Below are 18,731 nucleotides of genomic sequence, written 5' to 3'. Positions count from 1 at the left end.
CTATTTCTTATCGACAAAGCGCTTATAGTACAGGACTGCGGCGATGGTCTTGAGGTCTATTATCTTTCCTGATTTTATCAGCTTTATGGCAGCATCCATGCTCACTTCCGCGAGCGTTATATCCTCGTCCTTGTCCAGCGACTGCGTTCCTTTCTTAAGCCCGGTGGCAACGTAGAGGTATTCCCTGTTTGTTAGTATTCCAGGAGACGGATAAAAATATGTCAGAAACCTCATTCCGGATGCCTTGAACCCCGTTTCTTCTTCCAGTTCCCTCCTTGCGGTATCGATTGGCTTCTCCATTCCCTCTACGTGCCCTGCAGGTATTTCGTATAATGTCCTGTTGGCTGCAGGCCTGAACTGCCTCTCGAGCAATACGCCATTTTTCCCTGTTATCGGTAGAACGGCTACGGTATCCTTCTGCCTGACGGTATACTCGGTGAACTTCCCCCTGCTGCGCAGGTTTACCTTCACTTCCTCAACGCTGAACAGCCTGTTTTTGTGCAGTGTTTTCCCCATCGTAAAACCAACTTTGTGTCAAGTTTATTATATCATACAGCTTATAAAAATTAGCGGGATTTTGATATTAGACTGGTTTGATGCTTAAACTCCTAAAAAACCAAAAATACTACATATTTTTCATAATCGTATCGTTTGCTTTCCTCGTTACGGTCAATTCCACCTACATGCTTAATTTCCTTTACACCTACGGCACAGCATTCGGCGCGGTGTCAGCTATTGCATTCGTGGCATATGCGTTCATTTACCTTCTGGGAATAAAGACAAGGAAAAGGCACGACGCATTGCTGAATGCGCTCTTCCTTATATCGGTACTGGATCTATTTGCGATGTTCCTCCTTTCCGGGCCTGTGTCCGGGGCGATTTTATCCTACAATGCCTATGCCCTCTATACGGTAGCAATAACCGCCATACTTATAATCATTATTGCATTCCCGCTGTTCTTGGGGGCGTACCTCGTGAGGGGCAAAACACATGCAAGGATCGGATATGCAATCTTCGGCATAGTCGTAGTGCTCGTGTTCGTGTACTTCGTCTCCCATATCCTCATAAAGTATTTCGTAATAGACGACGAGGTATTCATAAGCATAAGCGACATACATTACCTCCTCAGCGGGATAAACCCGTACCAGCATTCGCTGTCGCAGCAGATATACCGCAACAGCTCCTCAATGGGGTACACGTTCACCACTAACAACGAGCTTATAGGCATTCTCAATTATCCAGCGCTCTATCTGTTTTCCTATGTGCCGTTCTACTTCCTAGCTTCGCCGACGCTGTACAACATGGAGCACGTAATAGTGCCTTTCCAGGTTGCCGTGTTTTTCACATTACTGCTTTTTACAATAGCGTTTTCTATAGACAAGAAGTACCTTAAGTCGCCGCTGTTCGGCGTATTGGTATTCCTGTCTTTGATCTTCTCTTTTACGGCTTCGGCAATCACCTACCTGATGCTCGTTTTGCTTATAATAGCGTACAAGAAAACAGGCACCAAATACTCCTGGCTTTTCCTCGGCCTGTGCCTGGCCGTGCAGGAACTCATATGGATACCGGTAATACTGCTTGTCGTATATACGCTCAACAACTACGGGATAAGGAAAGGGGCATATGACACCATTGGAGCAGTGGCGGTTTTCCTGGCGGTAAACAGCTACTTCATAGCGCTGGGTCCCGCGGCGTTTTTTAACGGGATATTCAACCCGCTGCAGAAGCTCATCATGCCGCTCGGAAGCGGCATTTTCGGGTTCATTATGCTGGTGAATTACCACGTGCTTCTTAGCGCATACACCGCCATTTTCGGGATTGCCGTACTTATGATGATAGTCGCGATTGCATACATAAACAACAAGCTGCTCGTGGGATTGTTCAGCATTGTCCCGTTCCTCTTCCTTGCGCGCTCCTCCATTTCATACTATACGTTTTTCGTGGCCTTCATCTTCGTAACCTTGCTTGTCAAGGAGAGGAGCAAAGGCAACGGCTTTGTGTGCAATTACCTGCATAGGAGGAAATATTTCCCTGCATCGGTAATTTTGGCGCTTGCTGTACTGATGGCAATCGTCGTTTACTCTTCTCACGCAAGCTACGTGAAGGGCTTCGATGTTGCAGTATCAGGCCAGTCGTTGAGCTACAATGCAACCCTGAACGAAACAGTATATACTGGCAGGTTGAGCTATTCCAACCTTTCAACCGGGAATGTCCACATCATGTTTGCAGGATACGGCGGCCAAAGGTTCCTCCTTCTGGGGCTGTTCAATTACAGCATAATAGGCAATCCGGCAAAATGCAATGGCAATGACATAAGCTGCCTTTTCAACGTGAACCTTATTGCGCTCAACGGCAGCAGCGGCAACTACACCGTAAGGGCGTATTTCCCTGCTCCGAACTCGACTGCAAGGATAAGGGACGCAAGGCTAATGGTATACAGCGGGGAATACGTATACGTTTCGGATTCCATATCGGAAAAGTAGTATGCATATGTAGGTGAACTTACAACAGCCGGCAGCCTGCCGTTTTGTCGAGTGATTTCGTTTGCAGGGAGAGAGATTTGAACTCTCGAACCCCTACGGGTTCGATTCGCTATTTTAGCTGGTTTGTCGTCATTTTTCCTAGCCATTTTAAAGCACCTTTTAGCAAAATTTCCTAAATGCAAAAGCCATGTATCTGAACCTATGAATTATAGCAATTAAGGTATTTAAGCAAAGAGTGTTCGGATTCAAGGAAATTCGAACGTTTATTTTAGTTTGGTAACCAGCCCAACCTCTTTTATTATGTTTTCCAAATTTGCAGATAGATTTTTATTAATTAGAAATATGTTATTATAAATCGGAACAAAAATTTCAAATGAAGCTGAGAAATCCGTTAATTTGTCCTTGTCAGAAATCCAATTATTAAATCCAATCCTCTCTATTTTATTATACTTGAATTCGATATCTACCTTACCGTTTATACCTTCTTTTTGTCCTTTAGTTATCTTCCCATCATTTATCTTACTCTTTAGCTCATTAAATGTGTTTTCTGAATCTAAAAGCGGCGCAAAGGGGATGCTATGTAACTTTATACTTGGAGTTAGATGTTCTCCGAAGATAGAGTTCTCCGTAAATATTATGTTGTAAGGTATATATTCAATATAGCTTACTGTTGCAACTGGAGGCATAAATGGATTTCCTTGCCGAGCATGGAAATAATAGTAAAAAGCGTTAGAAATCACGTATTTGACTTGCTCATTTTTTAGGTCAGCCGAAAATTCAGTTTTAGGCCAAAACGACATTAATTCACCTAAACAAAACTTTTGGCCTCTTTTCTAGCAACGTAATAAATTACAAGAATCGGTAGAATTATATTCATTATAAGTGCATACACGATACTTTCTATTGCTCTATATCCATAACTACTTAGTTGCTGCTGCAATGAAGAGATATTTGATCCCACAAATAATAAACCGTAGAGCAACACCATGATTGCAAGTATCACTACAAGCAATTTACTCCATTTTTTCCTTGCATATAATCCATAAGACGCAATTAATTCTAACAACCCAGCTACAACAAAAAACAAATTAACAATTGTACTATATTTTAATAGAAAAATCGTTAACACTGTTACTGGGCTGAATACTGTAGCTAAAGTAGATATTATATTTATCAAAAACAAAGAGGATGTTACCTTTAATATAACATCAATAATTGTAGCTATTCCTAGAATTGCGTAAACAATGGTAAGTATAGTTATTCCTAATGGCCTTTTGGGTTCCAGCTAGACACCTAAAGTATAAATCTGGATACTCTTTTATAGCTATCTATCCTTGGGGTCGCCACATCTCTATCGCTTGCTTGAGCAAGCTCACGAGGTGGCTCCCTGACGCTCCAAAGAGCTTTAAGCTAGCTACCTAGCAGTTCAAGGAACCTTTACGCCGTTTTGTTGGGAGGGGGCAAAACGGCTTTAGATTGAGAGGCCTAGCCCGCCGAGCGTCGCCGGAAGGCGACTTTTGGGGCGGGCGACGGCTTACTCTACCTAACTTTTCAAAAAGTAGGCAAAATATGGTGTTTTCCGACTAATGGGGAGTTTTACGAGGGAAAACGACCAAAAATAGGGCAAACAAAGGTCATTTTACTCTACCTGAAAGGGTGTTTTACTCTACCTGAACCCTAAATGATAGATAAGTTTATATATTATATAGTTCTATATATTACTATGCAAAAGCAATTGATTCACTATCCTAGGTTGGACACCGTGCTTATGGTAGAGGAAATGTTGAAAAAGAACGGTGAATTCAGGTCTAAGAGGAGCCTTTGGCTTGCTCTGCCGAGGAAGACAATGTACCAGACTTTTACAGTCATACTAGACTACCTCGAGAATTCAGGAAAGATAGTAATAAAGGGGAGCAAGGTCATATGGATATGGAATCCAGAGCTTGCCGCAAAGTATAGGAACTCGAACCTGATGGTTAGATGAAAGACAATAGACCAGTCTATGTCCAATTTGCCGATGATAAGCTTAAAGAGGCATTTATGAAGCTAGAAAAGGAGGATCCAACTCTGTACAAATTCCTGAATAGAGCAATAGACGACCTGAAAAAGAACCCGTTATGTGGTATTCACATACCTAAGCGATTGATACCCAAAATCTACATTCAAAAATACGGCATAAACAACCTCTGGAAATATAATCTTCCGGGAGCGTGGCGATTGATGTACTCAATAGCTGGAAGCGAGGTAGACATAATTACCATATTGCTCGAATGGCTGCCGCATAAAGAATATGAACGCCGTTTCAAGTACTAATCCTTCTTTTTAGATTTTCTGCTCGCTCAAATGAGAAGGTATTGTCTATCTCTTTATAGAGTTCCTCTTTCTTGGTGCTTATGTAAATCATAGTAGTATCGGGATTAGAGTGCCTCGCAAATCTGATAGTCAATACAAGATTGCCGTTTGTTTGCTTGGCGAAGCTGGTAATTGCGTAGTGCCTAAGCTATGAGTAGTAAGCCTGTGCAGGCTTCTAGGCCGTCTGTTTATAACAGACTCTTCTGATGAATCGTAAGTCTGATCCAAACCAGCCTTTACTACATAGTATCTGAACCTGTTTCGCACATAATTTTGCTCCACAAAATTCTCAGTTCTGTTGCTTCTGGTTCTGAAAAAGATGTATCCAAGAGCTTTACCTATTTCTGCTTCATGCTTCGCTACGAAGGCTAAAGTATCCTTAAATAACAGAGCAGGTATTAGCAATGTGTCTATTCTACCTGCTTTTTCCGTCCTTAGAGTAAGCTCTCTTGTCTGGAAGTTGATGTCTTTTACATTTACTCTGACAGCTTCTCCTATCCTGAGCCCAAGCTGCGCTTGGTATTGGAAGATAAGTTGAAACTTGTCATTGTCTATAACCCTGAAGAATTGAGTTATCTGACTGTCCGTAAATGCCTTTGACAATGAGCCGTATTTTGGGGTTCTTCTTTTTCCTGCAAACCTCTTGGTTTGCGTTTTGTGAAGGACCGATTGCATCTGCTGGAGTTGGTGCCATGACACCAGCATGGACACCTGCCTCATTTTCTCCGAAAATTTCTCGAAATCTTTCCTCTTGAAAGATTTCTGCCTTGGATTTCTGAACTCGGTTTTGTCGTCGTAATTTTCATTTGCAGGGAGAGAGATTTGAACTCTCGAACCCTCTAAGGGAGCGGGCCCTAAACCCGTCGCATTTGGCCGGGCTTTGCTATCCCTGCATCTGTTTTAATTAATTTTCAAACATTAAAAATGTATCTGTTTCTCGTTATAAGCGCATCCTTTATAATTCTTTTATGCGAGAATAACTAGTAACAATAGGTATTCAGATGCTTACCACCAAATACGTGAGGGACCACCTGGAGGAGATAAGGGAATCGCTCAACAGGAGGAAAAGCGACTACCCGATAGGGAAACTGCTGGATCTTGATAGGGAATGGAGGGAATGCAAGACCCAGCTCCAGGAGCTGCAGTCCAAGAGGAACAGGGCAAGCATAGAGGTGTCGGAGCTCAAGAAGAAGGGAATGGAGATAAAGGAGAAGGTGGAGTCGCTTTCCTACCTGAAGGAGCAGATAGAGGAGATGGAGATGAGCCTCGACAAGGATTCTGCTGAAATGGAAAAGCTCCTCTGGAACATGCCCAACGTGCTTGACAGGGCCGTGCCCTACGGCGAGGGCGAGGACCAGAACGTTGAGATAAGGAAGTGGGGAGAGGTAGACAATAGCAGGAAGGGCGCAAACCACCAGGAAGCCCTTGAGAGGCTGGGCCTCCTTGAGATAGAGCAGGCATCTGTGGTGAGCGGGGCCAGGTTCTACTACCTGAAGGGGGACCTAGCGCTGCTTGAGCAGGCGCTCATAAGGTTCGGCATTGACGAAATGACGAAGAAGGGCTATACGCTCATTGCACCCCCATTGATGCTCAGGAAGGAATTCTACAAGGGCGTTGCCGCATTGGGGGACTTCGAGGAGCTGCTCTACAGGGTATCTGACCCTAATGAGGCATCTGGGAAAACGGATTACGAGAAAACAGGCGATGACCTGTTCCTGATAGCGACATCGGAGCATCCGATGGCTGCGCTGCACGCAAACCAGGTGCTCGATGCTGGGGATCTGCCTAAGAAATACCTTGGGATAAGCCCGTGCTTCAGGAGGGAAGCAGGATCCAGGAGCAAGGACACCAAGGGCATCTTCAGGGTGCACAACTTCTACAAGATAGAGCAGTTCATATTCTCAAAGCCTGAGGACTCAGGCAGGTATTTCGATGAGCTGCTTGCCAACGCCGAGGGCATATCGCAGAAGCTCAAGCTGCCATACAGAGTATTGGAGTTCTGCACCGGCGGCATAGGCGCTGTAGCTGCAAGGAAGAACGACATAGAGGCCTACATGTACGGGCAGAAGGCATACAGGGAAGTCGCATCATGCTCCAACTGCACTGACTGGCAGAGCGTAAGGCTCAACATAAGGTACGACGAAAGGGGAGAGCGGAGATACGTCCACACGCTCAATTCAACGCTTATACCCACTACGAGGATGATTGTTGCGATTACGGAGAATTACCTGAACGGCGACGGCACGATAACAGTTCCAGACGCGCTTGTGCCCTATATGGGTAAGAGCAGGATAGGCTAGCTGGTGCTTTTTTGAAGAACGAATACGATGTCAAGAAAGAATTGAAAAGGCTTTCGGCGATCAGGGGCTCCGGGACCGAGCTCATAAGCATATACGTGCCTCCTGATTTCTCCCTTAGCGACGAGATAGGGAAGCTGAACGATGAGAGGGGGCAGGCCGGCAACATAAAGTCCAAGACTACCAAGCAGAACGTGCAGGGGGCAATAGACAGGCTGGTGCAGTACCTGCGCCTCTACAAGAAGCCACCTAAGAACGGCTTCGCAGTTTTTGCGGGCAACATATCAAGCGTGCAGGCAAAGCCGGACATAGAGCTCTTCTCGATAGATCCGCCGCAGCCGATAAAGGCAAACATCTACAGGTGCGATTCCACGTTCCTGCTTGAGCCCCTAGAGGCGATGCTGGAGGCAAAGGAGATGTACGTGCTTGTTGTGATGGACGGCAGGGACGCGACTATAGGCGTGCTGAAGGGCACCTACTTCAACCTGGAGAAGAGGGCGAGGTCGTTCGCCCACGCCAAGGTCAGGAAGGGCGGCCAGTCGGCGGGCAGGTACGAGAGGGCCATAGAGGAGAGCATAGACGATTACTACAAGACTGTTGCGGATGCGGTGAACGACGTATACGTGAAATACCAGAACAAGCTCAGCGGGCTTGTGGTGGGCGGCCCGGGCCCTACCAAGGAAAACTTCGTGAAATCCAAGAACCTGAACTACCAGGTCAAGGTCCTTGGCATATTCGATACCGGATATACGGACGAGCACACAGGGATCAACGAGCTGCTTGAAAAGGCGAAGGAGCTCCTCTCGGAGCAGGCTGCGGTCAAGGAGAGGAGGATTATGGAAAGGTTCCTTGACGAGGTATCGAGGAACGGGCTTGCGGTTTACGGCTATGAGAACGTCAGGAAGGCCCTGAATTCCGACAACGTCTCCAGGCTCATAGTGAGCGAGGACGTTGAGTTGGCAGAGGTGGAGTACAAATGCTCCAGCTGCGGGAATACAATCAGGTCCATAGAGCAGGGGAACAGCAGGCGCGCGAAGCACGACGATGACGGCGGCAACCTCGACATATTGAGCCAGAAGGACGTCGTCGAGGAGCTCATAGAGATCGCCGACAAGAAGGGGATTGAAGTCGTTTTCGTCTCGGTGAACAGCCCGCACGGGAACGAGCTGCTTCTAGGATTCAAGGGCATAGCCGCTATGCTGAGATACAGGAAATAGTTGCCTCAGTATTTTGCAAGGGATATCACTTCGTAGCCCGAGAGCTTTTCGCGGCCCTTCAGCCCCGTCAGCTCGACCAGGAACGCGATCGCCGCGACGTTTGCGCCCATTTCGCCGATCATTTCCGCAGCGGCCTTGGCCGTGCCGCCGGTTGCAAGCAGGTCATCCGCTATGAGCACGCTGCTGCCTTTCCCTACCGCATCCTCGTGCATCTCCAGCGAATCCTTGCCGTATTCTAGATCGTAGCTCCTTACGACGGTCTTCCAGGGCAGCTTCCCCTTCTTCCTGGCAGGTATGAATCCCTTCCCGGTCTTGTAGGCAAGCGCAGATGCTATTATGAATCCGCGAGCCTCTATGCCCATTATGTAGTCTATGCGCTTGTCCTTGACGGAATCCGCAAGCGCGTCTATGCACATCTGGAATGCTGCGCCGTCGCTGAGTAGCGTTGTTATGTCCCTGAACACTATGCCCTTCTTAGGGTAATCGGGTATGTCCCTTATCCTGCTTTTTATGAGCTGCTCGTCCATCAGACTAACCGCCTTGGCTTATCTCTGACGCGAGGCCGCATTCGCTGAGGAACATGGAGTCCCCCGACATGTACAGGTATTCTGGCCTTATTATCGTCGTATTCGTGGCGCTGTAGTTTATGTATATTGAGGGCTCCGTGCTGCTCGTATTGAGGCAGTTCTGCAGCGACGTGGTCGTGTAGTTGCTTACGTTCTTCGTACCAAGTCCTGTCGTCCTTATGCATGAAGTCTGGTTGATTATGTTGAGGTCTATGGTGCTAGCGTTCCTGTGGTTCGACCTGCTTGCGACTATCTGCTCTATGATTGCGGTTGCGCAGCCCACGGTGCTGCTGAGGACTGTGCCATTGTATGCGGCTACGAATATGTTGACCCTTGGGGCTGAGTTGAAGTTGTTCTTGAATACGGTGAAGCTGCTGCTTGGGGTTGCCACCTTCGGAAACAGCGAATCGGCGAATATGGCGGCAATTATTATTATGACGACCAGTATTGTAGCGACTATGTACTTTGCTGCCCCCGGGTTTTTCCTCTGGCTTCTCGGAGCGGCAGCCTTGGGCCTTGGCTTTGTAGCTGACTTCGTCTTTGGCTGTGTTTGCGTTGCCATGATGCCCCCACTCTACTCTTACTTTTGTGCTCAGTTTTATATAATCATACGTTCTTGAACAGCTTGCCGAGGGTGCATGAGCTTCCTACAGCTATGTTGCCGCTAGCGTAAAGCACCGTTCCGTACAGGCCCTTGTAGGTTATGTTGCTTGATTGCGACTGGCTTATGAATATTATCGGTTTCCCGGAGTCGAGAAGCACCCTGTAGCAGTTTATCCCGAGTGACGAGATGTTGCTGCCGCTGACGCATGAGTAGTTGGTAAGCTTCACTATCTGCACCGTTTTGCCGGTGCCGTTGAGGTAGCCTTTTATCGTGTCCGCGCATGCGATTATGGAGGTGTTCGTCGCGGCGCTGCCGTTAAGCGCTATGTAGGCGTTGCCGCTGGCCTTGAGGTTGTTCATGAAATAGCCGAATGGCAGGAAGCTGTTGGCGTTCTGCGCGTATGCATAGGTGGAATAGGTGAGCGCAAGAAGCAGCGCTATCAGCACAGCAAATACCGCAATCCATGCGATCTTCTTGCTCCTGCTGCCCTTCAGCTTGCCCTTCCTTATGACCCTAAGGTATGTTATTACGAATATTACAAGTATCACCAATGCGCCTATTATGAATGACTCGACAGCCGCATACAACGGAGCAGTGGCTATCTTTTCAGGTACTGTGGCGCCTGATGGCCCGAGTATGGCGCTTATGAACGGCCCATCAGCCACTTTGAGCATGTAGCCGATCGTAAGCGGTGCCACGTAAAGCGCGGATTCTATCCTTATGGTTTGCAGTTCAGGCATTATCCTGGACACGTCGTTGGAGCCTATCCCCGAGTCTATCTGCGCGTTTATGCCCTGCTGCTCGCTTGCAAGGGCGGCTAGCTTCGTGGGCACCTGCTGATAATCGAGCTGCGCCGCAAGCAGCGCGTCGCTGTTGTTTTCCGCTATGCCGTATATCCTGTTATATGAGGAATTCGCCCTGTTGAAGGTTGCAACTGTGTTTGACAGGTATGATTGCAATGTCCTGTTTGCCGTGCTTATGTTCTGGTTTATCCCGGCATTCTGCACTATGGCGAACTGGTTCTTAAGCACCAGAATGGACTGGTTGAGCGTCTCGTTGTTGTACTCGAGAAGAAGCTTATCCGAGCTGTTTATTATGGAGTTGAACCTGGGGGTGAAGTTGGATATCATGCTGCTGAAAGCTGCGCCGTTCGTGGCCTGTAGCTTTGCGTTTATGTAGTTCTGCGCTATCGCAGATGAATTCGCGCTTATCCTCTGTATGCCCATGGTTGATGGAAGGCTGGCCTCTATGTTCGACAGGTCTGTCCTAACGTTGCCGAGAGCTGTGCTGTTGAATGGTATTACAGCGCAGAAACCCACGGCTACGCAGTACCATGGGGCGTTTAGCGGGTTTCCGCCGGTAGGGCAGGTGCTGAATGATGATCCTGACGGCGGCGGGAATATCGGGTTCTGGTCCATTACCTGGGATATTTTGGTTATGTTGGCGGTTATTGCCGAAAGCTCGGATATGACAGTACCAGCATTGGTTGAATTGACTGAATTAAGCAGTGCAAAGTAGCTGTTGTAGCTGCTGTTCAGCCTTGTGTAATTGGACTCGAAGTTCATGACCCCGAACCCGAACGGGGTATAGGGCCCTCCTATTGAGTTGAGCACCTTCTTGCACACAGGCACCGTCTGGCATGAGAAGCAGGAGTTTGCAAGCGTGCACGTGTTCTGGCTGTTCAGCCCCGTCTCGACCAGGCATGTGGATAGGTTCGCCTGCGAATAGCTTTCCGAGGCTGTCATCTCCGACTTCAGTATGGCCAGGGCTGAGGCGCTGGGATAGTACCTGTTGACAAGGAAAGGCGTAAGCACCGACTGTATGGTGCTGTTGTCTGTAACAAGGGAATATGTCCCGCTCGCGTTGCTTATGACCACGTACCTGTTGGATGCCCCGGAAAGCTGCATCACAACGTAGTTGTTGCCGTTTGCCTGCTGGTTGAAGTAGGATGCGCCGCTTATGGTCGCATTAGGTATGTAGGTTGCAAGGTAGCTGTTGAGCGTCTGGGCGTTAATGCCCGCAAGGAGCAGCGCTGCGACAACGCAGGAAATAACCACAGAGATTCTCTTGAAGGTCATCACTACATATTATATGGCAAGATTTATAAATATCTCTGCAGCAAATCGCACATTTGTCGTGGTAAAACGTGCCGGTTCGGAAGTGCAGCATAACCGCAAGGAAAGCAAAAAACAATAAAAGAAGAAAAAGAAAAATTGAAACCCTTTCGGGTTTCACCTTGACTGGCTACCAGATTATTGCGCCTGTGCGTACAACTGCTGTATGAAGCTGTTGCCCGCTGCTGCTGTCTGGTTCGCGTAGTATCCAGCTACCAGCACCCTGTTTGTCCCGTATGCCTGCGTTATCTGCGTTGTAGGCGTCATTGATATGTTGTATGCGCTCTGCAACTGTCCAGACAGCGTGTTTACGAAACCGCTTCCTATCAGTATCAGGTTGCTTCCTGGGCTTGCCTGCGAATCCAGCACTACAAGCGGTGTTGTAGTAAGGTTCTTCAGCAATACAGGCTGCGTAGCCGTTGCCACTGATGGTGTTGCCGTCAGGTTTGCTATGCCGGATATGGTGAAGTTCGCGCCGCTTACCTTTATCGTCGCATTCACCGGACCTATCGAAACGTTCGGTATGTTGGTTGCCTGTCCTACCCCGTATGGACCATACAGCTTGTAGTTCTTCGTCGGCGTGTTGGATGTAACCGAGCTGACTGAGAACTGCAGGTAGTCCTGCGCCTTTGCCAATCCGAATGTCACCAACGATGGTGTTATCGATACCAGCTTGCTTCCCTTTTCTGTCCTGAATCCTGCCTGGACGTTGAATGTTGATCCAAGGCTGGATGGCTGGTATGTGGCGTTGTTCCTTGTACCTGATGCCGTTGCGCTTCCTCCGTTGCTTGAATAGTTCAACTGGAAGAGTGGCGATGCCGCTATTCCTGCCGTTGAGTTGTCTATTCCAACCACGAAGCCGTCTACTGCGGCGCTGTTGGAAGGAACTGCCTGTTCACCAAGCGTATAGGTGAAGTACTGGCCCAGTGCTGGGCCTGTTGGCGTTGTCTGCGCAGCAAGGACAAATGTGTTTGTCGGCTGCCCGTTCTGCTGGTTGTATATGACGTTTCCTGGCGCTGTAAGCGACAGTGACTGGTATACCTGACCGGACTGCGTGTACAGTACTCCTGGGGAACCTACGTTCTGCAATATTGCCAGTGTTACAGAGTTGGTCGCTCCTGCCCCTCCTGCTGTTGCCGGTGCGCCTACTGACACTGCCAATGCTCCCGGAAGTGCCCTGTTTATCTGTACTCCAGTAACGTTGAATACGTTGGTTGGCAGAGGCTGTGTATACGAAGCTCCCGTGAACGTCAACGTCTGCGTTACCGCGGATGACGCTGTGTTGCTCGTGAATCCTGAGACTGTTATGAGCAACGGGTTTGTGGTTGTTATCCAGTTGGCTGCGTTTACGTTAGTATATGCAAGTGTCACGAAGCTGTTTGACACCTGGTTTCCTGCCGATGCAACCTGCGATGCCGCTCCAGGGCTTATCTGGTTTGCAAGCTCCGTAAGCTTGTATGGCGTCAAGTCGTACACTACGCTGCTTGCCGTCTGTCCCACATAGCTGAACGCATTAGGTATCTGGCTTGTTACAGTAAGCTCCTGTGCAGCTTCTGTCACGTTCTTTATCGTCAGGCCCGTAATGCTGTTTGCGTTTGTACCGCTGTTCTGGTACTGGACTGAGCTCGTCGATGATGTGCCCAATGTCACTGAGTCGAAGCTGCTTGAGCCGAGCGTGTCACCCAGGAATGTCAGCTTGTGAAGCTGTGGGTTCTGTATGAAGCTGAAGCTCTGTCCCGGAGACAATGTGGTCGGCGTGGAGTTGTATATTATTATGCTCTGCAACGCCTTTGCGCTTGCCGACGTGGATGAAGTGGTGTTTGTCCAAAGCAGGTTCACGTACCAACCTGGGTTTGTTGTGGCGTTGAACTGCTTGCCGTTCTGTATCTTGTACACGTTTGTATACAATTGCATCTTCGCCCACTTCTGGTATGCATACAATCCTGCGAATGTCGCATTGACGTTTACGTACAATGTGTGTCCAGTCACGTTGAACTTTGCAGTCGTTCCTGGGCTTACCGAGGATGTGTTTGTCAGTACATTATTGTACATAACAGACAATGATGCAGGGCTCACGCCGTTGCTGTTCGGCTGTCCCAAGTCTGTAAGCTGTACTGTCCATGGACCTGATGTTATGTTATGTCCTACATACAATGTTTGCAGTGGTACCAATGCCGCTGCAAGGTACAACTTTCCGCCTGCAACTGTGCTGGCTGAAGTAATTGTGGACTGCGGACCTGTAGCGTTTAGTATTGTCCAGTTCTGGCCCAATAGCCTTATCGGCACGTTTATTCCAGGTGCATTGCTTGTGGTTGAGTTCTGTATCGGTGCTCCGAATGTTGCCTGGTATGCTCCTCCTGCATCTATTATCTCAAACTGGTTAACCGGCGATCCGGCAGAACCTTGGTTGAATACAGGGAAACCTGTAAGCCATAGGTATTCTGTCTCTGAATTCCCGCCATAGTTGCTTGCCAGTCCTGAATATTGCGAGGATGTCACCTGCATTATGTTGTCGTTGCTCCCGCTTGTGAACTGGGAGAACGCTGTGCCTCCTCCGTTATTGCTTGCCGTTACTGACGTGGATATTGGCACGAACCCTGCAGTTGTATATGGTGACGCAACTGGGGATATTGCTATTGTTGTAGAGTGCGGGTATGTGTATTGGCCGCTGCCCTGCAACTGCTTCGTGTTCTGTGGCGAGTTTAGTATTACCGCGCCGTTCAGTACTGATCCTATCAATGCGCTGAACAGGTAAGTCCCTGCAGCTGCGCTTACGGATCCGCTCTCGTTCAGCCATACCTGCTGGTTTGACAGCGAATATGACGAAGAGGATACTGATACGCTCAATACCTTGTTTGCCTGTGTCTGGTTTACCGTTGCGGTTACTGGAACACTTGTGTATGCAAGGTTTCCGATTGCCGCAGCAATGTTTGCCGCAGTTACCCCGTCAGCGGGCTTTGCGGATGAACCTATTACGACCTGTACAACCGGTTGTCCACTATTGCTTATTATCGGTACATTCTGGAATGTTATTGATCCTGCGAACGCAAGACCTACTCCTAGTAAAGCCGCACCTGCTACGACAGCTGCGATTCTCTTTGCATTTAGAGTCTTCATGTTCTCACTTTAAACGTTGTGAAATATAGTCCACTGTAAAGTATTTAAATACATACGCTATGTATAATAGTTTTTTTATAAATAAAACTTTATAGTACGTTGATTGTCATATGTGGCATCTTTTATCAACGCTGTGCTCCGAGGGCAGCGGCCTTGCGCCTTGCGTACAATATCCCCCTTTCCCTTGACAGCTCCGACACCCTAACAGAAAATCCTGCATCGGAAAACATGGACTCCAGCTCTGAACGGCCTTTGTGGTACTCCATTATCGCTTCGTCGAACTTGCCCATGTCGAATTCCCTTACAAGGGCATACTCGCAGCCCTCGCAGTCTATCTTTATTACCGCGTTCTCTGAGTGCCTGCCGTCGTATGGCGTGTTGTACATGGTTATCCTGTCTTCGAGGCCGTTTGCCTTTATGTTCTCCAGCGCCATATTGTACCTTACGGCATCAGGCTCGTAGCCGTATACGTGCTTTGCCCCCTCCAGTGCGAAATAGATTGGCGAATCCGCTATGCTCGCCCCTATGTCAACCACGTTCCTGCCATTGACGCCAAGGCTGGCGTATTCCTCCTTTACGAATACCTCGTTAAGAGGGTATGCCGCCCATTCTGTGCGTATAAAGGATAGGTTCCTCCCCTTGTGGTTGAGCCTCAGGGTGTTTCCCTGCCTTTTTATCCTGCCCGACAGGAGTATCATCCTTTCCACTATGAGGTTGTGCAGGGTCATTCGAACACTCATCATGCCAGTTATTCCCTCGCAAAGTACCCGGAGTATCGGGTCAGTGCATGCATTACCGCATTCAACAACGGTATACTACCGGTAACGTCCTTGAGCACCTTCAGCTCCTTCCTGTTTGCGGCTCCGGTGAGGGCGAGTATTATTGGGTATATGGCTATCTGCTCCAGGGCGCCCAATACGAGTATGGCTATATAGTTGTCCTTGAGGAGAAGGAGCAGCGGAGCCAGGAATGCCATGCTTACCAGCCCTGCAAGGAATACCCTAGCCAGCTTTGCGATGTCTGGCCTTACCTTTATGAGCCTGCTGGCTGCCCTAGTCATCAGTATTATCATAAGGGTTGGGGTTATTATGTAGAGCAATATGCTAAGTCCTACGCCGCCGAACAATGGCACCACCACGAACAGCAGCAGGACCTCTATCGCTTCGACGATGAGGCTGTATTTGAGCAGGGTTTTCACCCTGTTCGTGCCTATGAGGAGCATTATGGTGAATGTGGCAAGTATCCACAGCAGCGTGCCTATGCTTATTATAGATATGAATACCGGCGCGATCGCGTATTTCGCGCTGAAAACAGTGTAGGAGAACTGCTTGGACAATATTGTTATATATAATAGGACAGGGGTTACCAGCACGTACGTCAGGTAAAGCGAGTAATTGTAGAATTTGCCTATCCTATCGCCTATGCCTTTCGTTGACGCAGTATAGGCGAACATAGGCAGCACCGCAAGCCCCAGCGCATCCGTTATGTTGCTTATTATCGCGCTTGTCCTTAGCGCTACGCCGAAGTTGCCGACTATCGCTATCGTCACGAACAGCCCAAGCACTATGGGCGACAGATTGGACACGAAGCCGCGCACGCTGTTGTATACCGCAATAGGGTAGGAAAAGTTAACCAGTTTCTTCATATAAGCTAACGACGGCATCCTGAACCTGATACCGAACTTTAGGTTGAACATTATGAATGCAAATATTATTGCCGATATATAGCCTATCAACAGGCCTATTATAGGCGCAAGGGCCTCGTAGCCCAGTATCGCAAGCGCTATGCTGGCAATGGCCTGGAACAACGACTGTATTATTATCGCAATAGCTATGTAGATTCCCTTGCCGAAGCCGACCAGCGCGTTGTAGGATATGTTGAACAGCATGCCGAGTATTACCGCGAAGGACACTATCTGCACAACGTATGTAAGGCTTGCGTCCTTCAGCTCATAGACAGCCACAACGTTGCCCAGCATCAGGGCCACGATTGTGAGTATAAGCCCTGATACTATGGCCACGGCATAGCCGTTTGACATTATCCTCTCTATCTCCGTCTTGTTGCCCTTCCCGGAATATTGCCCTATGAACTTGCTGAACGCGGTGCTTATCCCAAGATCCGCGAGTCCTGCGGTGAAAAATCCCGAATATGCTATCGCAAGCGTGTATATGCCATAGACGCTAGGTCCAAGCACCCTTGCCACTATTATGAAGGCTATTCCAGAAAGGAAAAGCGCTACGAACCTTCCGAAGGACATAAGGCTTGCTACCCCCGCGGTCTTCGCGCCTATTATTGCGTCGCTGTCCGTATGTGATTGCTTGTCTTTGGAGGTTTTATCAGGCAATAGATTACCCTATTTTTTCCATGCGTAAATTGTTCCGACATCCCCTTTCTGGGGGTCTCTCCCTTCCGGCCTTACTTCTATTTTGAAGCCCTTGGATTTTAGTATTTGGGGTAGCGCGCCGGTACCATAATGATAAGCTATGTGTATCCTTCTAACGTTCTTCAGATTTGCGCCACTGTTGAATATCTTGTGCTCGCTCCCTTCAGAGTTTGATTTTATTACCACATTGGTCTTGCCTTTCAGTATGGTGTTGATTGAGAGAGATGATGACATTTTCCCATCCTTTGCATCCTTGAATTCGCTTCCTATGTCGCCCTTGCCCTTTATCCTTATTGTTTCGTCCTCGGCGCCTATGCCCGTCCTTGACAGGCTTATCTTTTCGGAAAGCCCGGATATTGCTATGTTCCTTTTTGCCTGCCCGTATGCTGAGGGATAGGGCTCGTATGCATAGACTCGCCTTACGTTGTCGAAAGATGCAAAATATATTGCGGTGTCACCTATGAAGGCGCCGATGTCTATTACCGTGATGTCCTTTAGGCCCTTGACTAGCCATGCGAATCTCTGCTCTATTATAATCCCGTGTAACGCCACGGCCTTTTCAAGGTTCCTTTTGTAGCTAGGTATCAGTCTTTGCAGCGCCATGCTCAACACATCCTTAATACTCATGCCATCATCTTGTTGCTGAAACCTATCTTACCTGCACATATTTGTTATCGTCTTTTATTAGGAGTTTAATTTTCCCGGCCATAGTTGCGAGCGCTATCACTATAAGGTACTCCATGAAGCCGAGGAACTCCGCAGGGTTCGCCCTGCCCATCGTCAGGAATATTGCCTCTACGAATTCGCCGATCCTGTTCTTTATCGCGAATCTGTCCGTATTGAGCACCTCCTTCGCCTGTTTCCTGAACTTTTCTGTCCTGAGCCTCCTCTTGAATATGCCCTTTACGGTTATTTTTTTTTGCAATGGGTTGTTCTCTATGTGCTCCGACAGCTCCTTGTCGTATATCACCTCGTACCCTGCAGTCTGGAGCCTTAGTGTGGTTTCGGTATCGTCGTTCAGCGTGGTGGCGTAGGGCGGCCTGAGTGCGCTTTTCCTCCATATGTGCACGTAGAATATCGGAGAATCGACTACGTTGCCCTTCAGGTGGTGCTTCAATTGCACTTCCTTGTACACCTGATCGAACAGCCTGTGCCCGTCGTTCAGCCATTCCCTTGTAGCGACGTCAAACTGTATTATCCCGCCAACTTTTGGGTCTTTGAATATCTTCACTATCCTGTCTATATCGCCCTTGAACAGGTTGTCCGCGTCGTCTATCACTATTATGTCTGATTTCGTCTTGCCTATCATGAAGTTGGTCGCCTTCAGGAAGTCGGGTTTTTGCATCCTGTGAATGACAAGGTTTTTGAATTCCTTCCTGAATGAGGAGGCGATCCTGTAGCTGTCGTCGTTACCCTGTATCACCATCACTATCTCGCTTCTGGCGCCTGCCATCTTCAGCCTGGGTATCAGATCGTTAAGCTTGCTTTCCATGAACCGCTCCTCGTTGTAGGCGCGTATGCAGAAGCTTATGTCAACATTATTTTTTGCAGGCATATGCCACCATGATCATATCGATTATACAGGTTGGTCCGTCAGA

The 18,731-nt window shown here is 48.3% G+C and carries 16 protein-coding genes and 1 tRNA gene; 5 read left to right on the top strand and 12 right to left on the bottom strand.

Features of this window, described 5'->3' with window-relative positions; translation table 11 throughout:
- Nucleotides 1-516: an NUDIX hydrolase gene (locus tag KGI06_02365; GenBank protein MDE1871061.1), complete on the bottom strand. Its 516-nt coding sequence runs from the start codon at nucleotides 514-516 to the stop codon at nucleotides 1-3.
- A gap of 80 nt (nucleotides 517-596) precedes the next feature.
- Between KGI06_02365 and KGI06_02360 the strand changes: the two genes are divergently transcribed.
- Complete coding sequence (locus KGI06_02360) at nucleotides 597-2,483, top strand: hypothetical protein (protein ID MDE1871060.1); 1,887 nt, start codon at nucleotides 597-599, stop codon at nucleotides 2,481-2,483.
- 263 nt (nucleotides 2,484-2,746) lie between these two features.
- Here KGI06_02360 and KGI06_02355 read toward each other — a convergent pair whose 3' ends face one another.
- Nucleotides 2,747-3,283 carry a hypothetical protein gene (locus KGI06_02355; protein ID MDE1871059.1) on the bottom strand — a complete coding sequence of 179 codons (537 nt, stop codon included), beginning with the start codon at nucleotides 3,281-3,283 and terminating at the stop codon, nucleotides 2,747-2,749.
- Between the two features lie 923 nt (nucleotides 3,284-4,206).
- Between KGI06_02355 and KGI06_02350 the strand changes: the two genes are divergently transcribed.
- On the top strand, nucleotides 4,207-4,467 hold the full coding sequence (locus KGI06_02350) for a hypothetical protein (protein MDE1871058.1): 261 nt from the start codon (nucleotides 4,207-4,209) through the stop codon (nucleotides 4,465-4,467).
- Nucleotides 4,464-4,796 (top strand): hypothetical protein, encoded by a 333-nt coding sequence (locus KGI06_02345; GenBank protein ID MDE1871057.1) that lies wholly within the window; start codon nucleotides 4,464-4,466, stop codon nucleotides 4,794-4,796. Before KGI06_02350 ends, KGI06_02345 begins: the two co-directional genes overlap by 4 nt.
- A 129-nt stretch (nucleotides 4,797-4,925) precedes the next feature.
- Here KGI06_02345 and KGI06_02340 read toward each other — a convergent pair whose 3' ends face one another.
- The gene (locus tag KGI06_02340; protein MDE1871056.1) at nucleotides 4,926-5,555 is read right to left on the bottom strand and encodes a site-specific integrase; all 630 of its coding nucleotides are present in this window, start codon (nucleotides 5,553-5,555) and stop codon (nucleotides 4,926-4,928) included.
- An 87-nt stretch (nucleotides 5,556-5,642) separates the two neighbouring features.
- Nucleotides 5,643-5,728: transfer RNA gene (locus KGI06_02335), tRNA-Leu, on the bottom strand.
- Nucleotides 5,729-5,836: 108 nt separating this feature from the next.
- On the opposite strand from KGI06_02335, the gene serS reads away from it, so the two are divergent.
- On the top strand, nucleotides 5,837-7,135 hold the full coding sequence (gene serS, locus KGI06_02330; GenBank protein ID MDE1871055.1) for a serine--tRNA ligase: 1,299 nt from the start codon (nucleotides 5,837-5,839) through the stop codon (nucleotides 7,133-7,135).
- Nucleotides 7,136-7,146: 11 nt separating this feature from the next.
- Nucleotides 7,147-8,349, top strand: a complete 1,203-nt coding sequence (gene prf1 / locus KGI06_02325; GenBank protein MDE1871054.1) for a peptide chain release factor aRF-1 — start codon at nucleotides 7,147-7,149, stop codon at nucleotides 8,347-8,349.
- 5 nt (nucleotides 8,350-8,354) lie between these two features.
- Here the strand turns inward: prf1 and KGI06_02320 are convergent, their stop codons facing one another.
- The 8 genes from KGI06_02320 to KGI06_02285 form a co-directional block, all read right to left on the bottom strand.
- A complete protein-coding gene (locus KGI06_02320) occupies nucleotides 8,355-8,876 on the bottom strand; it encodes an adenine phosphoribosyltransferase (protein ID MDE1871053.1) in 522 nt (173 codons plus the stop codon).
- 4 nt (nucleotides 8,877-8,880) lie between these two features.
- On the bottom strand, nucleotides 8,881-9,477 hold the full coding sequence (locus KGI06_02315) for a hypothetical protein (GenBank protein MDE1871052.1): 597 nt from the start codon (nucleotides 9,475-9,477) through the stop codon (nucleotides 8,881-8,883).
- A gap of 44 nt (nucleotides 9,478-9,521) precedes the next feature.
- Entirely contained in the window at nucleotides 9,522-11,597 is a 2,076-nt protein-coding gene (locus tag KGI06_02310; GenBank protein ID MDE1871051.1) for a hypothetical protein, read from the bottom strand.
- A gap of 174 nt (nucleotides 11,598-11,771) precedes the next feature.
- A complete protein-coding gene (locus KGI06_02305) occupies nucleotides 11,772-14,750 on the bottom strand; it encodes an S-layer protein (GenBank protein MDE1871050.1) in 2,979 nt (992 codons plus the stop codon).
- Nucleotides 14,751-14,875: 125 nt separating this feature from the next.
- Nucleotides 14,876-15,478 (bottom strand): hypothetical protein, encoded by a 603-nt coding sequence (locus tag KGI06_02300; protein MDE1871049.1) that lies wholly within the window; start codon nucleotides 15,476-15,478, stop codon nucleotides 14,876-14,878.
- A 20-nt stretch (nucleotides 15,479-15,498) separates the two neighbouring features.
- Nucleotides 15,499-17,094 carry an oligosaccharide flippase family protein gene (locus tag KGI06_02295; GenBank protein ID MDE1871048.1) on the bottom strand — a complete coding sequence of 532 codons (1,596 nt, stop codon included), beginning with the start codon at nucleotides 17,092-17,094 and terminating at the stop codon, nucleotides 15,499-15,501.
- A gap of 9 nt (nucleotides 17,095-17,103) precedes the next feature.
- Nucleotides 17,104-17,760: an FkbM family methyltransferase gene (locus KGI06_02290; protein MDE1871047.1), complete on the bottom strand. Its 657-nt coding sequence runs from the start codon at nucleotides 17,758-17,760 to the stop codon at nucleotides 17,104-17,106.
- Nucleotides 17,761-17,782: 22 nt separating this feature from the next.
- Nucleotides 17,783-18,688: a glycosyltransferase gene (locus KGI06_02285; protein MDE1871046.1), complete on the bottom strand. Its 906-nt coding sequence runs from the start codon at nucleotides 18,686-18,688 to the stop codon at nucleotides 17,783-17,785.
- Nucleotides 18,689-18,731 lie beyond the last annotated feature (43 nt).

The sequence above is a fragment of the Candidatus Micrarchaeota archaeon genome (genome assembly GCA_028866575.1).
GTDB lineage: Archaea > Micrarchaeota > Micrarchaeia > Micrarchaeales > Micrarchaeaceae > UBA12276.
This window is presented reverse-complemented; position numbering and strand designations above follow the sequence as displayed.

Bases quoted from the DNA above. Each gene is read 5' to 3' on its own strand.
- KGI06_02365 (MDE1871061.1), bottom strand. From the start codon at position 516: ATGGGGAAAACACTGCACAAAAACAGGCTGTTCAGCGTTGAGGAAGTG.
- KGI06_02360 (MDE1871060.1), top strand. From the start codon at position 597: ATGCTTAAACTCCTAAAAAACCAAAAATACTACATATTTTTCATAATC.
- KGI06_02355 (MDE1871059.1), bottom strand. From the start codon at position 3,283: ATGTCGTTTTGGCCTAAAACTGAATTTTCGGCTGACCTAAAAAATGAG.
- KGI06_02350 (MDE1871058.1), top strand. From the start codon at position 4,207: ATGCAAAAGCAATTGATTCACTATCCTAGGTTGGACACCGTGCTTATG.
- KGI06_02345 (MDE1871057.1), top strand. From the start codon at position 4,464: ATGAAAGACAATAGACCAGTCTATGTCCAATTTGCCGATGATAAGCTT.
- KGI06_02340 (MDE1871056.1), bottom strand. From the start codon at position 5,555: ATGAGGCAGGTGTCCATGCTGGTGTCATGGCACCAACTCCAGCAGATG.
- serS (MDE1871055.1), top strand. From the start codon at position 5,837: ATGCTTACCACCAAATACGTGAGGGACCACCTGGAGGAGATAAGGGAA.
- KGI06_02320 (MDE1871053.1), bottom strand. From the start codon at position 8,876: ATGGACGAGCAGCTCATAAAAAGCAGGATAAGGGACATACCCGATTAC.
- KGI06_02315 (MDE1871052.1), bottom strand. From the start codon at position 9,477: ATGGCAACGCAAACACAGCCAAAGACGAAGTCAGCTACAAAGCCAAGG.
- KGI06_02310 (MDE1871051.1), bottom strand. From the start codon at position 11,597: ATGACCTTCAAGAGAATCTCTGTGGTTATTTCCTGCGTTGTCGCAGCG.
- KGI06_02305 (MDE1871050.1), bottom strand. From the start codon at position 14,750: ATGAAGACTCTAAATGCAAAGAGAATCGCAGCTGTCGTAGCAGGTGCG.
- KGI06_02300 (MDE1871049.1), bottom strand. From the start codon at position 15,478: ATGACCCTGCACAACCTCATAGTGGAAAGGATGATACTCCTGTCGGGC.
- KGI06_02290 (MDE1871047.1), bottom strand. From the start codon at position 17,760: ATGAGTATTAAGGATGTGTTGAGCATGGCGCTGCAAAGACTGATACCT.
- KGI06_02285 (MDE1871046.1), bottom strand. From the start codon at position 18,688: ATGCCTGCAAAAAATAATGTTGACATAAGCTTCTGCATACGCGCCTAC.